Source organism: Vibrio sp. AND4, assembly GCF_000171815.1.
Lineage (GTDB): Bacteria > Pseudomonadota > Gammaproteobacteria > Enterobacterales > Vibrionaceae > Vibrio.
Window position 1 is genome coordinate 94646 of sequence record NZ_ABGR01000008.1, and the last position, 15556, is coordinate 110201.

Sequence of the window (15556 nt, forward strand, 5' to 3'; positions counted from 1 at the left end):
AATCTCTTTCCTCGTGGTGGCAATTATTGTTGGCGTGGGTTGATGGTGGTTACGGCTTCGTCAAAACGACCGTAAGTCCCCGTTGCCTTGTCTGCCGCTTCAGCTGCGGGCACGCCTTTGTTGATGGCTTTCATCATCTTGCCTAGGTTGAGATATTGATAACCTATCACTTCTTTGTTTTCATCTAGCGCGAGCTTAGTGACGTAGCCTTCTGCCAACTCCATGTAACGTACGCCTTTCGCTTTGGTTGAATAGCTGGTACCCACTTGGCTACGTTGAGTTTGACCAAGATCCTCCAGTGCTGCGCCAATTTCCAAGCCGCCCTCAGAGAAAGCAGATTGAGTGCGGCCGTAAACGAACTGGAGGAAGATTTCGCGCATCGCGACGTTGATAGCATCACAGACCAAATCGGTGTTGAGAGCTTCAAGAATGGTTTTGCCAGTTAAGATTTCAGCGGCCATCGCTGCGGATTGGGTCATGCCTGAACAGCCAATCGTTTCGATCAAAGCTTCTTCGATGATGCCGCTTTTGACATTGAGCGTCAGTTTTGCTGCACCCTGTTGAGGAGCGCAAGCACCAACGCCGTGGCTTAGACCAGAAATCGCGATAACGTCTTTTGGATTGATCATTGCGCCTTCGACAGGGATCGGTGCAGATGCATGAAGATCGCCACGTTGAATCGGGCACATTGATTGGATTTCGTGTGAGTATTGCATAGTGTTTTCCCAGTGTATTTTTATTTTTGAGAAAACAGGGGCAGGGTTGGAGGAGAGTTGAATTGCTCACTACAGAACTCAAGCTTTCACGTCATAAGTAAAAGCATTTCCAACAGGGCGGACCTGTTTTCGTCTCTGTAGGAGTCATCAGCTATACAAGCGGTTTGAATCATTCGATTCCGGTGGCACCCCATCACCAACCCCAATAGATTAGATCTAAGTCACATTAGCCTGCAATATAAAACTTAGAGTAATTGGGGATATTAAATTGGTTCTTTATATTGCTACAGATATATAGCGATAAATAAATAGCATAAAAAAACGCCGCACAATGCGACGTTTTCTCGAAACAAATTAGAGGCTTATGCAGCGTCTTCTTGCTCGCTATCTTCTTCAACAGCTTCAAGTTTCTTGGCTTTTTTTGGTGCAGGTTTACGTTTTGCACCCAACGCATGAAGTACTTCGTCTTTATTTTGCGCCAGAAACATAGCAAGATCCTCTTGCTTGCCCTCGTCTTCTAGAAGTTCACTTTTACCCAGCAGTGAAAATAGCTCATCCGCCATGTCCAACATTTTATCGTATGCGTCAGCTTCCGCTTTAGAGGTAAAAGTCATTTTCTCTTCTCCATTGCGTTCTACCACGTACTTGACGATTACAGCCATGGTTGGTCCTCTAAGTTGATTAAATTATACTGGCTTTTTATACAGTTTTTGAGTTCATAAGTCTAGCAGCAAGCCTCAGAATCAGAGTCCGGTGCAACTAAGTGACCAGCATTTGAACTATCTACCTACCTTGAACTACTCCCCTCGAACTAGCCACCCTTGAGGTGTGGGATTGTGGGCGCTTCCAATTTTGACTGAACTCAATAAATTTACGCAGGAGTGGACTCTGATACTTCTCCTTGTGGATCAAAAGCCAGAAGCGACGTTTCATATCCAGTGGTATGTTGAGCATTTTTACACGACCATCGCGAATCGCAGGTTCTACTGATAAGCGTGACAGGCAACCTAAACCTAGCCCTGCTGATACTGAGTTAATTAGTGCTTCTGTTGTGTTGAGCTGAAAAGCCTCATGCCAGTGTTCTATACGTGGAGCGATAGCGCGCATGAAGAACTCTCGAGAACCTGAACCTGCCTCACGCAGAACCCATTCCGTGCCTTCGAGTTCGTTTAGCCTGATAGGCCCTGCGTTGAGGTTAGGGTAGTCCGGCGGACAAATCACACACATTTCATCTGCACTGAATTGCGTTGATTGTAGCTCTGGGTGAATAGTCTTACCCTCAATGAGCGCGATGTCGAGTTCATAGGCGATCAACATGTCACAAATCTGCGCCGAGTTGGAGATGAACAAACTCTGCGATTGGTGATTTGTTTCATCACGGAAGTCACTTAATAGGTAAGGTGCGACTTGGTTGCCAATGGTGTCGCTGGCACCGATACGTAGCAATCCTGATAAAGTTTGGTCGCTATCGAACACACTCTCAATATCCCGAGCTCGGTTAAGGAGTTCATCGGCAAGGGGCAAAAGCTTATGTCCCTCTTGATTGAGTATTAAGCGGTTATTGATCCGATCAAACAGGTGATGGCCAATCTGTTTCTCTAACTCAGACAGTGCCATACTGACGGCAGCCTTCGAAAGGAATAGGCTTTCTGAGGCTGCTGTCAGCGTTTTGTGCTGAGTGATCGTAGTAAAAACTTTCAGTTGTTTTAAAGAGATATGACTAGCCATGATGTTCCGTTAACCAAAGCTGAACGTTAGTTATGAATAATTAGATATATTAGAACGAAGTGCAAGAGTAAACTATCCGCCATAGAAGTTAGCTTGAATTTTGAGGTCGTAATGATTCAAAGAACAAAAGCAAAAGTAATGGGAGCTCCGACCCCAATGGCGGGTCTGGCTCTTGGTATTGCGAGCTTAGGTTGGAGTTGGGAAAACTTCGCCGAATTAAATGGCTATGGACAGTGGATTAGCGCAGGTATTGCAAGCGTATTATTAGCAATCTTGGCGATTAAGTTTCTTTTTCACAATCATTTGTTGAGACAAGATCTTGCACACCCTGTCGTCGGTAGTGTCGTTCCAACTTTCGCGATGGGAACCATGGTGGTGTCAAAGTCATTAGGGCACTTTTTCTCTGTTGCAGGTGACGTGCTTTGGTTAGTGGCAGTCGTCTTGCATATCGTGTTCCTTGTGAGCTTCTTATACCATCGTGCGAAAGACTTTGAACTACACCACATGGTGCCAAGTTGGTTCGTTCCACCAGTGGGAATCATAGTGGCGGACGTGTCGTTCTCTGGAAACCCTGTACTTGATCCCATAGCGTACGGTACCTTGGTCTTCGGTATGGTGGCCTACGCGGTAATGCTACCAATGATGATCTATCGTTTTATGTTTACTCATGAAATCCCAGACGTAGCCAAACCAACCATGGCGATTATGGCGGCACCTGCAAGCCTATCATTAGCGGGCTACCTTACTGTAACCACGTCGCCTTCACCTGTCATTATTGCTTTGTTGTTTGGTATTGCGGTATTGATGACAGCCATCACCTACCTAGCCTTCTTTAAATTGCTAAGACTGCCATTTAGCCCGGGCTACGCAGCGTTCACTTTCCCTATGGTGATCGGTGCGACAGCGCTGTTTAAAACCGCAGATTGGATGGAAGCGCGTGGCCTAGCAGCGCACTATGTACAACAAGTTCGAGGCTTGGCAGGGATTGAGTTGGTTGTGGCAACCATTGTGGTGTTTTATGTTGGTTTGCAATACATCAATCACTTACTAATTCAGCGAAATTAGTAACAGCGCATTACGTTTATTGGTAAATGAAGCCTCTTGATCTCACCAAGAGGCTTTTTTGTATCGCTGAAATGATTCCTTACGCTAATTTAGCGGCATGATGAACATCTGCATTCTTATCGTTTGTTGTAAAAGCGGGACATATCCTCGAGGGAATGTTTAATCACATGCACTGGTACCGTGAGCAGAATCGTAAAATAAGAAGCCAAAATACGGTTGGTCGCTTTCCTGTTTTTGAAACTGAATAAATCATCGGTGATCTGCTGGTCACGTTCGATTTGTGTTTGCGTGTAAGATTTAACTTACAAATGTCGATTGTTGGTTGTTTGCGCAGAGTTTGAGTGTTCTCTAACCTTTTGTTACTTAAGCTATCGAGATCGTTCTGGGAATAAATAAGGCTGTGCTAAGCTTGCTAACAGTTTCCATTGGCATTCGGTGCTCTTACTTTGTTTACTGTTTATCACTCTAATCAGGTCGATGTTCTTAAATCACTTCTTGTTGAGCTCATTCGCATCAATCCACTAGAAAACCCTTTCGAAAAAGAGCAAATCTTGGTGCAAAGCCCAGGCATGTCTCAGTGGCTAAAAATGGAATTGGCAAAAGAGTTTGGTGTTGCCGCAAATCTAGAGTTCCCACTGCCAGCGACTTTCATTTGGGAAATGTTCACTCAAGTCTTGACCGATGTGCCAAAGCGCAGTGCCTTCAACAAAGAAGCCATGACATGGAAGCTAATGCACTTGCTTCCGGGTTTGTTGAACGAAGCGTCATTCGAACCCTTAGCTCGTTATCTCCAGGATGACGATGACCACTCCAAACTGTATCAATTGGCAGAGAAAATTGCCGATATCTTCGATGGCTATTTGGTCTATCGCCCGGAATGGATTGCGAACTGGGAAGCTGGACAAACGGTGCCTGAACTTGAAGGTGAGCACCCATGGCAGCCGATCTTGTGGCAGGCGTTGTACGATCACACTGTGACCTTGGGGCATTCACCTTATCATCGAGCCAACTTGTACGAGCACTTCATTGATACACTAGAAAACTTTAACGGTAATTTTGAACATTTGCCGAAGCGTCTGTTTGTGTTTGGTATCTCTTCTCTGCCGCCACGTTATATGGATGCACTAAAAGCCATTGGTGAACATATCGATGTGCACCTGATGTTTACCAACCCTTGTCGTTATTACTGGGGTGAAGTTCGCGATCGTAAATTTTTGGCTCGCTTGGCAGCAAAGCATCGTAAACACGTGGTGTGGCAAGAAGATCATTCTGAAGTGCGAGGTGAGAGTGAGCAATTAAAAGGCTCACTAGAAGAGAACCTGGTTGATGAATTGCATGCCGATGTGGTGGGTAATAGTTTATTGGCTTCAATGGGGAAACTCGGGCGCGACAATATGTATTTGCTGTCACAGCTTGAATCCCATGAAATTGAAGCTTTTGTTGATGTCGAGCGAGACAGTCTACTCCATCAACTTCAAGCCGACATTCTTAATTTAGAAGAGCATCAAGACGACCAGCAAATTGACAGCAGTCAGCACAAACAATTAGTGACTTTGGGTGATAAATCTCTGAGCTTACATTCTTGCCATAGCCCGATGCGAGAAGTCGAAGTGCTGCACGACCAACTTCTGGCAATGTTCGATGCGGACCCAACACTGAAACCGCGCGATATTATCGTGATGGTGGCAGACATCAATGCCTACAGCCCTGCCATTCAAGCAGTATTCGGTAACGCACCAGGTGAGCGATACATTCCTTACTCGATCTCAGACCGAACGGCCGATCAAGAAAGCCCAATATTGGCGGCTTTCATGCAACTTGTTAATTTACCGAATACACGTTGTTTGGCTTCTGAATTGCTTGAACTGTTAGAAACGCCAGCGATTTTACAGCGATTTGAACTCAGCGAAGACGATTTCCTACAAGCCAAACAATGGGTGGAAGAATCTGGCATTCGCTGGGGGCTTGATAGCCATACAGGCGGCGAATTTGAACTACCAGAAACACGTCAAAATACATGGCTATTTGGTATCCAGCGTATGCTATTGGGCTACGCGATGCCTGAATCAGCCAGTCTTTTTGAAGCGCAACAAGGGAGCCTTGCACCATACAATGAAGTTCAAGGTATGGGGGCAGAGCTTGCGGGTAAGTTAGCCCACTTTATTCAACAAATCAGCCACTATCGAGGCAAACTTTCCCATGCTCAGTCGATTGACGCATGGCGCGAGATCTTGGTGGCGATGTTAGATGGCTTCTTCTTAGTTGAGCTAGAGGGGGAAATGGCGCTCAAGTCGATTCGAGATACCTTGAGTCAACTGAAAGAACAGCTCACTGATGCCGATTTTGAAGACGACTTGTCGCCTGCGATTGTTCGTCAATATCTGCAAAACAAACTGTCAGGAACAAGAGTCAGTCAGCGTTTCCTTGCCGGACAAGTGAATTTCTGTACTCTGATGCCGATGCGTTCGATCCCATTTAGAAGCGTGTGTTTGCTTGGGATGAATGATGGTGTTTACCCGCGTTCAATGCCTCCGGAAGGTTTTGACTTAATGACGGGGCGCACTAAACCTGGTGACCGTTCGCGTCGAGATGATGACCGGTACCTATTTTTAGAAGCCGTGTTGTCTGCGCAGCAAAGTTTGTACATCAGCTACGTTGGCCGATCTATCCAAGATAACACTGAGCGTGTGCCGTCTGTACTGGTATCGGAGTTGATGGAATATTGCCATCAAAACTACTGTCTAGAGGGTGATCAAGAACAGCCAGTCGATGACTCCGGAGATAAACTGCTCAACGAGTTAGTGAACGTGCATGCGATGGTGCCATTCAGCCCGAACTCATTCCAAGGTTCACATGCAAGCTACGCCAAAGAGTGGATTCCTGCTGCATTGACCCAAAGCAATCAATTGCAAGGCAGTGCGCGTGGTGAGTTTAACCGTGCATTGGATGATTACTTGCTCGGAGCGAGCTTCCCAATCGAGCTGGACTTGGTGGAATTACAGCGCTTTTGGCGCTTGCCAGTACAGTATTTCTTTAATCGCCGTTTGAAAGTGATTTTCGAGCCACCATTACCGATAATGGCAGATGATGAACCATTCGTGTTGGGTGGCTTAGAAAGTTACCAGATGCGTGATGAGTTACTGGAAACCTTACTCGAAACCGCCATTACTCAACCGTCGGCAAAAGCAGATGTACTCAAGCATTTTATGAGTGAACAACGTGCTCAAGGCAAACTCCCAGTTGGTGCATTCGGTGATATCGAGTTTGAGACCAACCGCGTGCAAGCTGAAGAGCTGGTGGATAAATTGGCCTTCTTATCTGGGGCTCCGCAAGATGATTTAGAAATCGACCTTACCTTTGATGTGCTTGGCGAAGGGAAGAATATTCGTTTAATAGGTTGGCTAACCCAGTGTTATCAGTCTGGCTTGATTCGTTACCGAAGCGGTAGAATTCGTGCGCAGGATTATCTTGCTGCATGGATTGATCATCTTGCTATGTCGGCTTCCGGTCAGGCGAGAAAGACCCATGTTATCGGATATGATCGAAAGGAAGGGGCTGTACACTTGGTTTACCCAGCAATGGCAGACGCTGCAAAAGCTAAACAACTGCTTGCTGAACTAGTACGTTTGTTTTTTGAAGGCATGACTAAGCCATTGCCATATTTCCCGAAAACTGCACTTGCGTGTGTTGATGCGGGCTTTAGCCGCGGGCATTGGGCCGATGATGAAGAGAAATCGCTCAAGAAAATGGCCGATGCATTCAATGATGGCTATATGAGCCCGGGCGAAGGAAATAACGCCTATATTTCGCGTATTTGGTCTGCTTGGAATGATGAGCTTGCAGCAGAGGTACGTATGTTGACGGCGTTGGTTTTGCAAGGTGCAAGATTGGCGGCGACAGAGGCCAGTGATGAAAATTAAGTTGGCGAATGTGAATTGATTGTACAGAGAGAGTAGGGTGGCCGCCAGAAAATCATTATTGTTTGTAGGGCGTTTGCTGTGCGGCCGCAAGGTCAGAGGGACCGTGATTGGTTTGAATCTAGCCGCCTAACAGGCTGGCTAATTGCATGGGCCGCATACTAACGGTACTTCATAATGACTACCGTGAGTGAGATCCCACTAACCTGTAAATGTTGCGATTTATTGGTAGTGAGTAGAGTTTTTTAACGATAGACAGTATTAGAGGACTGATTGATCTTTAGAAGTGATTTACCTTCTGAACATCAACATGTCCTTATTGAATACTTGGAGAGATTCAGCGTTATGGCGCAAATGTCAGTTCCAACGCCACTGCAAACCATGACTTTTCCACTGCATGGGGCAAGGTTAATTGAAGCATCGGCGGGTACGGGTAAAACTTTTACCATCGCGGGGTTGTACCTGCGACTGCTGTTAGGACACGGCACGACCGATACCAAACATCGCGTGCCGTTGACCGTGGATCAAATATTGGTGGTGACCTTTACTGAGGCCGCAACGGCGGAGCTGCGTGATCGTATTCGTGCGCGTATTCACGACGCAAGGATCGCATTTTCTCGTGGCCAAAGCTTGGATCCTGTTATCCAGCCTCTGTTGGTAGAGATCGACGATCATAAGCAAGCCACTGAGATACTCTTGCAAGCAGAGCGCCAAATGGATGAAGCCGCGGTCTATACCATTCACGGTTTTTGTCAACGTATGCTGACACAGAACGCTTTTGAATCGGGTAGCCGTTTCGACAATGAGTTTGTAACCGATGAGAGTCACCTTAAGGCGCAAGTGGTTGCCGATTACTGGCGTCGTAACTTCTACCCTTTGCCATTCGCTTTGGCTGGAGAAGTGCGCCAATTATGGGGTTCGCCATCGGAGCTGCTGTATGACATCAGTCACTATCTCACGGGAGCACAGCTCAGTCTTTCGGTTCCAGCAATGCAGGGCAGCCTTGCTGAGTTACATGAGCAAAATTTAAAGCAGATCGATGCATTGAAAGCCCAATGGCGTGATAGTCAAGATGACTTTCTTACGCTGATTTCGGACTCTGATGTCAACAAACGCAGCTACACTAAAAAGTCGTTGCCGACATGGTTAGAAGTGGTCAATGCATGGGCTGCGACAGAAACCACAGGCTATGACTATCCAGATAAGCTGGAGAAGTTTGCACAAAATGTGTTATTTGAGAAAACTGCGAAAGGCAGCGCGCCGCAGCACCCAATGTTTGAGGCGATCGAAGCTTTCCTTGCCAACCCAATCAGCTTAAAGGCACCGCTATTAGCCCATGCGATTGAGCATGGCCGAGTGATGCTAGCAAAAGCCAAAAAACAGAAGCAATGGCTATCATTTGATGACTTGCTGACTCAGCTTTCTGCTTCTATTGATAGCGATGAGAGTGCGTTGCTGACGGATCGTATCCGCACGCTTTATCCCGTTGCGATGATTGATGAATTCCAAGATACAGACCCACTGCAATACAGTATTTTTAGCCGTATTTATTTGGATAACCCTGAATGCGGCCTGTTTATGATCGGTGACCCGAAACAGGCAATTTACGGTTTTCGTGGCGCCGACATTTTTACCTACATCAAGGCACGTAACCAAGTCAGTGCTCATTACACGCTTGGCACTAACTGGCGCTCAGGTGCTGATATGGTGCAGGCCGTGAACCAGGTTTTCTCTCTGCCAGATAGTCCGTTCATCTACGATACTGATATTCCATTTCACGCGGTGAATTACAGTCCAAGTGCAGACAAACGCGTTTGGACCATGGGGGGGCAAAAGCAACCTGCGCTGACTTATTGGTTGCAAGCAGCAGAAGACAAACCATTGGCAAAAGGCGAATATCTTACCGTTATGGCTGAAGCGACGGCGAGCCAAATTCAAACCATTTTGACCGCAGCTCAGCGCGGCCAAGCGTGTTTGGTGAATGGTGAAAAGCAAAAGCCAGTCAAAGCAGGCGATATTGCGGTGTTGGTGCGAACGGGGAGTGAGGGCCGCAAGATCAAGCAAGCGCTGGCTGACCAAGGTATTGCTAGCGTGTACCTTTCTAACCGCGATAGCGTGTTTACCAGCTCTGTCGCACAAGACTTACAACGTTTGCTGCAAGCGGTGTTAACGCCAGAAAATGACAGGGCATTGCGAGCCAGTTTAGCATCTGAATTATTTGCTCTGGATGCGGCAAGCTTGGATGCTCTCAATAACGATGAAGCCGTATGGGACAATGCGGTTAATGAATTTAAAGAATACCGTAAGTTATGGGTACAACGTGGCGTGCTACCTATGCTTAGAGCTGTGATCAGTAAGCGTCATATTGCCGAACGTCTTTTGGAACAAGGAGCCAGCTCACAAAGCGAAAACGGTGAGCGAGTACTTACCGATCTGATGCACATTGGTGAGTTATTGCAGCAAGCAAGCAACGAATTAGACAGCGACCATGGTTTGCTGCGTTGGTTGGCGCAATCCATCAGCGATGCAGAACATGGGTTAGGTGGCAGCGATGACCAAATTCAGCGTTTGGAATCAGAGCGTAACTTGGTGCAAATCGTCACCATTCACAAATCTAAAGGCTTGGAATACGAGTTGGTCTTTCTTCCATTTGTATTTAGCTACCGCGAGGCGAGTGAAGCCAAATACTACGACGCCGAGAATGATCGTACCGTGCTCGATATTACCGGGAACGATGCGTCGCTAAAACAAGCTGATAAAGAGCGGCTTGCTGAAGATTTACGCCTTATCTATGTAGCGCTTACGCGTGCCGTGTATGCCTGTTTTATTGGCGCTTCACCACTGCGTAATGGGCGTTCAACCAAAGAGCCAACAGGAGTGCATCACAGTGCGATTGGTTACTTGGTACAAAATGGTCAAGAGGGCGGCATTAACGATCTGTTTGTCGGGCTTAGCAAACAGCAAGAGAACCTCGATAGTGTTGTGATTTGTGAGCCCCCAAAGCAGCATGTTGAGAGGTATGTAGCAGAGCAATCCGAGTTAGAAGCGCTGACAGCGAAAGAGCTGCAAAAACCAATTGATAGAAACTGGCGCATCACCAGTTACTCGGGCTTGATTAAGCAAGGCTCTCATCATGCTGAACATGACGCGACGATAGAAATCACGGGCTTTGATATCGATTCTTCCGAAGAGCAAGATGAAGCGGCATTGGTTGAGCCAGAACGCTCTATCTTTAATTTCCCTCGTGGCGCACGTCCGGGGACTTTCCTGCACAGTTTATTTGAGGAAATCGAGTTTACTCAGCCTGCAACAACAGAAGAGAATAGCCAGATTATTCTTGGTTTGATGGAAAGTGAACAGCTTGATGAGGAATGGTTGCCAATCCTGCAAAAATTGATTGATACCGTGCTGGCCACTCCGTTGGATAGCAAAGCGTTGCAACTGAATCAAAAAGGTACCGCGCAGCGCTTGGTAGAGATGGAATTCTTGCTGCCAATTGAAGTCTTGTCTGCACCAGCACTAAACCGTGTGATTCAACGTCATGATCCATTGTCTGCCAAAGCGGGCGATCTGGGTTTCCAAACGGTGCAAGGTATGTTGAAAGGCTTTATTGATTTGGTATTTGAACACCAAGGCAAATACTACGTACTTGACTGGAAATCGAATCATTTGGGCGATGATGTGTGCCACTATCATGGCGATGCACTGAAGTCAGCCATGGCGGATCATCGTTACGATCTGCAATATCAAATCTACGCCTTGGCGCTGCATCGTTTCTTGCGCAGCAGACTGCCAAATTATGATTATGAACAACATTTTGGTGGCGTTTATTACCTGTTCTTGCGTGGCATGGATGGGCAAAGCGATCATGGTATTTTTTCTGCCAAGCCAAGCTTCGAATTTTTACAAGAGATGGATCATTTGATTGATGGTCGAGCGCTTGAAACGCGATCCAGTGAATCGGGTCAAATGGAGTTAATTTGATGAAAACCAATGATGTGACTTCTGCTCCAGATGGTGCAATCGCAACTTTAGACCTGATGAACACCTTAGCGTCACTGGTCAGTAAGGGGGCGATTCGTCAATTGGATTTTCAGTTCGCCTGCTTTATTTATGCTCAAGCTGAACTGCAAGAGAACAGCCAAGCGCTGGCTTTTATTGCTGGAGTAGCCAGTAGTGAGTTAGGTAAAGGGCATATTTGTTTGCCCCTTTTTGATAGCCAAGGACAACCAGTCGATCTTGCCAGTAAGCTTGGTTTGTTTGGTGAACCCTCATTGACGCTGAACACTCAGATGCAAGGCGTTAACTGGGTTGAGCTTCTGCAAGCGTCGCCTTTGGTTGGTGCTCAAGGTGAAGCCTTGCCAATGATGTTTGATGGTGAGCGTCTCTACTTGCATCGTTACTGGCACTATGAAGTGACGTTGGCGGGTAAGCTCAATCAACTCAGTGCTGCTGTAAATTTGCAGTCGCAAGAGTTCGAGCGTTTATCAGAACTGCTCCATCACTTATTCGCTCGTCAGTACCACTTTTTGTTTAATGCACTCGCCAGATTGGCCGAAGTTGGAACCAGCAGCCAAGTGCTGCGTCAGCAGTTAGTCTGTGATTATTTGGATGTGGTTGCCGGAGGCAATCTCGATTGGTCAGCCATTGAAGCTGTCGTCTGCCAAGCGAAACACGTTAGTGACCTCCAAGTATTGGATAAGCTTATACCGCTGTCAGCCTGCGTGAACTGGCAAAAAGTTGCAGCGGCTGTGGCTCTGACGCGCCGTTTTGCGGTGATTTCCGGTGGTCCGGGGACGGGTAAAACCACCACGGTAACCAAACTGCTTGCCGCGCTGATTGAGCAAGCAGGACAAGAGAAAAATCTTACTATTAAGCTGGTGGCGCCAACTGGTAAAGCGGCGGCACGTTTGACTGAGTCTATTGGTAAGGCGATTCAAGAGTTGCCAGTCGAATCCGAACTCAAGCTGAAAATACCAACGGAGTCGAGTACTTTACATCGCTTATTGGGTGCGATCCCGAACAGCGCTGAGTTTCGTCATAACAAGCAAAATCCGCTACACCTCGATATTTTGGTGGTGGACGAAGCCTCTATGGTCGATCTGCCGATGATGTACAAAGTTGTCGATGCGTTGCCAAAGCATGCTCGTTTGATTTTACTTGGAGACAAAGACCAGTTGGCGTCAGTAGAGGCGGGGGCTGTGTTAGGTGACATCTGTTCGTTTCATGCATTTGGCTTTGGCAAAGAGCAGGCGTCTGCAGTCGCCAAGTTAACCGGGTTTGATACCTTGGCGTTCAGCGCCAACAGTAATGCTTCGATTGCTGATAGTTTATGTATGCTGCAAAAGAGTTACCGGTTCGATGCACGCTCTGGCATCGGCCAGCTAGCGAGGGCGGTCAATGTCGGCTCAGCGGCTAAAGTGGATAAGGTTTGGCTTCGCGATTTTGCTGATATCGAACATTTTGCGCTGAGTAGCCAAAATTACAATCAGATGATCCAGACCTTAGTCTCCGAATATGGTCGCTATTTGAAACGTATTGGACATCCAGAGATTGATCCAAAGACAGGGGAGCCAGAAACGCTGACCCACCAAGCCAAAGCGGTGCTGGAAAGCTTTAATCAATGTCGATTACTGTGCGCAATTCGCGAGGGTGATTTTGGTGTGACAGGTCTAAACCAACGCATAGAGAAAGCATTAGCGGCACGTAAGTTGATCCAAACCCAAGACGAGCTTTGGTATCACGGTAGACCTGTGATGGTTACTCGCAATGATCATGGCTTAGGGTTGTACAACGGTGATATTGGCATTTGCATGCGGGACAATAGCGAAGGGGCGTCGCGTCTCAAAGTATTCTTCGAATTACCAGATGGCAGCATGAAGTCGGTGCTTCCAAGCCGAGTGCCTGAGCATGAAACCGCATATGCGATGACCATCCATAAATCCCAAGGCAGTGAGTTCGACTACACGCTGATGATTTTACCGCCTGACTTCAGTCCAATTCTCACTCGTGAGTTGATTTACACAGGCATTACTCGTGCAAAGAAACGTCTCTCAATGTATGCAGAGATGGGTGTCCTTAAGCGTGGAATCAAGGTAAAAACGACCCGAGCGAGTGGATTAATTTCTCGTTTATCTGGTTAAAACAAAAAGACCGAGCACGATGCTCGATCTTTTTTAATTTAGGGCAAACGCGTTGGTAAACGACACGCTACGGATCCCATACTGCTTTTGACAGGTCAATATGAAGTCTTTGATAGCGTCATTAGTAGGAAATACACAGTGGACGTCGAACCCTTCCAAAAATTGGTTGTCCGCCATATCCAAGAAGCTTTGCAGTGAGTTACAAATAATGGTTCTCATAACAGCGCTCATCTTATTTATTGTAAGAATAACAGCTGTCCTTGATGTATCGTGAGGAGTCGTCTAGGCTCTCAGCGCTTTAACACTCTCAGCAATTTGAAAACTCTCAACACTTTAGGGTGAAAAAACTCACCTAGATCCATAATGTTGATCGGTTAAAACTCAATCGAACATTGTGCAGAGTATAACCAACGTAGTGTATATTGAAAAGGTTAATTTGCGACCAGTATTAATATAACTCTCGACACAACAAAATTACAATTTTTCAACCATTGAACCTTACTTCTATAGATCTAACACTAAGATCTTCGATTTACGCTGGAAGTTGTATAGGTCTTGTTTTTCCCCGGGTAGATAATTGACGTTTACTTCGTAGAAACCTTGCTCTCTAAACCAATGTAGGCTGTGTGTCGTCAATACAAAGATTTGGTCGATGTGATCTGACTTAGAACGATGCTTCATATAGTTGAGTAAAAGTAACCCGCGGTTGCCATCGCGATAATCTGAGTGGATCGCCACACAAGCCATTTCTGCTTTACGCTCTTCGAGGTATGGGTACAAAGCAGCACAACCTATAATAAGTCCATCTTTTTCTATAATGGTAAACTTATTAATTTCTTGCTCAAGCTGCTCGCGAGAGCGTTTGACTAATACACCTTGCTCTTCGAGTGGGCGAATCAGATCTAAAATACCACCTATATCGTCGATGCCAGCTTCCCGTACCTGTTCGGCACTGGCCATGACAACTTGGGTTCCGATACCATCGAAAGAGAACAATTCTTGGATGAGTGCACCATCGTCTTGGTAACTAATAAGATGGCTTCGTGGCACGCCTGCACGACAGGCCTCAATGGCCCCTTTAAGAAAGCATAATGTTTCAGAGGTGCTGTCGGTACCTGACGAAGTGTTCTCGGTCAGTTTTTTGATGACGTGCTCTGCTTCGATAGGAAATAATTCGGCTATAGCATTGCCATTGTCATCAATGACCCCCTGCTCTGAACAGAACCCAATCAGTTTGTCTGCATCTAACCTGATTGCCAGTTGAGTCGCGACTTGTTCAGAAAGCAGGTTAAAACATTCACCAGTGACTGAACTGGCGATTGGGCCAAGTAGCACAATTGAACCCTGATCGAGAGCACGATGGATGGCATCCGTGTCAATCCTACGAATACGGCCACTGTGACAATAATCGACCCCATCCTCCACACCGAGTGGTTGAGCAATGACAAAATTGCCGCTCACGATATTCAGTTGAGTGCCGGCCATTGGCGTGTTGTTAAGACTCATAGATAAGCGTGCGGTAATGGCCAGTTGAAGTTGTCCTGCTGCTTGCATAACTACTGAAAGTGCGGCTTCATCCGTGATTCTAACGTGTTTGTGGTATGGTGTAGTAAGGTCTTGCTTTTCCAGTAGCTGGTTTATCTGGGGTCTGGCACCATAAACGACTATGATCTTAATGCCCAAGCTATGCATTAAAGCAATGTCATTGATAATATTGCCAAAGTTTTTGTTTTCAATTGCTTCACCTCCGATCATCAAAACCATGGTTTTTCCACGGTGTGCATTTACATAGGGAGTGGATTGACGGAATCCTTTTACCAGAGCAGTACTGCGAAATTTCACTATACGCATTCCTTTTGTTTATTTATGTTTTATTATTGCCTTTTTATTCATTTTATAGCAAGAGAGTTTTTTGGAACAAGGCACAAAAATCGGAGTCTGCTGTTTGGTTCTGTTCGAGGGGAGCAGATACAATGCGTGAGTCTAG

8 protein-coding genes, 1 pseudogene and 1 riboswitch are annotated in these 15556 nt (G+C 46.4%); of the genes and pseudogenes, 4 read left to right on the plus strand and 5 right to left on the minus strand.

Annotated elements, in window-relative coordinates:
* Positions 1 to 23: 23 nt before the first annotated feature.
* From AND4_RS10935 to AND4_RS10945, 3 genes are all read right to left on the minus strand, one after another.
* Entirely contained in the window at positions 24 to 716 is a 693-nt protein-coding gene (locus AND4_RS10935; RefSeq protein WP_009843035.1) for an iron-sulfur cluster assembly scaffold protein, read from the minus strand.
* Positions 717 to 847: 131 nt separating this feature from the next.
* A riboswitch (Fluoride riboswitch) is annotated at positions 848 to 923 on the minus strand.
* Between the two features lie 155 nt (positions 924 to 1078).
* Positions 1079 to 1378 carry a YebG family protein gene (locus AND4_RS10940; RefSeq protein ID WP_009843036.1) on the minus strand — a complete coding sequence of 100 codons (300 nt, stop codon included), beginning with the start codon at positions 1376 to 1378 and terminating at the stop codon, positions 1079 to 1081.
* A 121-nt stretch (positions 1379 to 1499) separates the two neighbouring features.
* Complete coding sequence (locus tag AND4_RS10945) at positions 1500 to 2444, minus strand: LysR family transcriptional regulator (protein WP_009843037.1); 945 nt, start codon at positions 2442 to 2444, stop codon at positions 1500 to 1502.
* 111 nt (positions 2445 to 2555) lie between these two features.
* Here AND4_RS10945 and AND4_RS10950 point away from each other — a divergent pair.
* The 4 genes and pseudogenes from AND4_RS10950 (at position 2556) to recD (ending at position 13569) form a co-directional block, all read left to right on the plus strand.
* A pseudogene (locus AND4_RS10950) lies at positions 2556 to 3535 on the plus strand (TDT family transporter).
* A gap of 420 nt (positions 3536 to 3955) precedes the next feature.
* Entirely contained in the window at positions 3956 to 7429 is a 3474-nt protein-coding gene (recC, locus tag AND4_RS10955; RefSeq protein WP_043991629.1) for an exodeoxyribonuclease V subunit gamma, read from the plus strand.
* A 342-nt stretch (positions 7430 to 7771) separates the two neighbouring features.
* Positions 7772 to 11410: an exodeoxyribonuclease V subunit beta gene (gene recB, locus AND4_RS10960; RefSeq protein WP_009843040.1), complete on the plus strand. Its 3639-nt coding sequence runs from the start codon at positions 7772 to 7774 to the stop codon at positions 11408 to 11410.
* On the plus strand, positions 11410 to 13569 hold the full coding sequence (gene recD, locus AND4_RS10965) for an exodeoxyribonuclease V subunit alpha (protein ID WP_009843041.1): 2160 nt from the start codon (positions 11410 to 11412) through the stop codon (positions 13567 to 13569). Before recB ends, recD begins: the two co-directional genes overlap by 1 nt.
* Positions 13570 to 13602: 33 nt before the next feature.
* Here the strand turns inward: recD and AND4_RS10970 are convergent, their stop codons facing one another.
* Both AND4_RS10970 and argA read right to left on the minus strand, forming a co-directional pair.
* Positions 13603 to 13788, minus strand: coding sequence for a hypothetical protein (locus AND4_RS10970; protein ID WP_009843042.1), 186 nt, complete (start codon positions 13786 to 13788; stop codon positions 13603 to 13605).
* Positions 13789 to 14073: 285 nt separating this feature from the next.
* Positions 14074 to 15411 carry an amino-acid N-acetyltransferase gene (gene argA / locus AND4_RS10975; RefSeq protein WP_009843043.1) on the minus strand — a complete coding sequence of 446 codons (1338 nt, stop codon included), beginning with the start codon at positions 15409 to 15411 and terminating at the stop codon, positions 14074 to 14076.
* Positions 15412 to 15556: the final 145 nt, after the last annotated feature.

Excerpts from the sequence above, each read along its gene's own strand:
- AND4_RS10945 (WP_009843037.1), bottom strand. The coding sequence starts at position 2,444 with ATGGCTAGTCATATCTCTTTAAAACAACTGAAAGTTTTTACTACGATC.
- recD (WP_009843041.1), top strand. The coding sequence starts at position 11,410 with ATGAAAACCAATGATGTGACTTCTGCTCCAGATGGTGCAATCGCAACT.
- recB (WP_009843040.1), top strand. The coding sequence starts at position 7,772 with ATGGCGCAAATGTCAGTTCCAACGCCACTGCAAACCATGACTTTTCCA.
- AND4_RS10970 (WP_009843042.1), bottom strand. The coding sequence starts at position 13,788 with ATGAGAACCATTATTTGTAACTCACTGCAAAGCTTCTTGGATATGGCG.
- AND4_RS10940 (WP_009843036.1), bottom strand. The coding sequence starts at position 1,378 with ATGGCTGTAATCGTCAAGTACGTGGTAGAACGCAATGGAGAAGAGAAA.
- AND4_RS10935 (WP_009843035.1), bottom strand. The coding sequence starts at position 716 with ATGCAATACTCACACGAAATCCAATCAATGTGCCCGATTCAACGTGGC.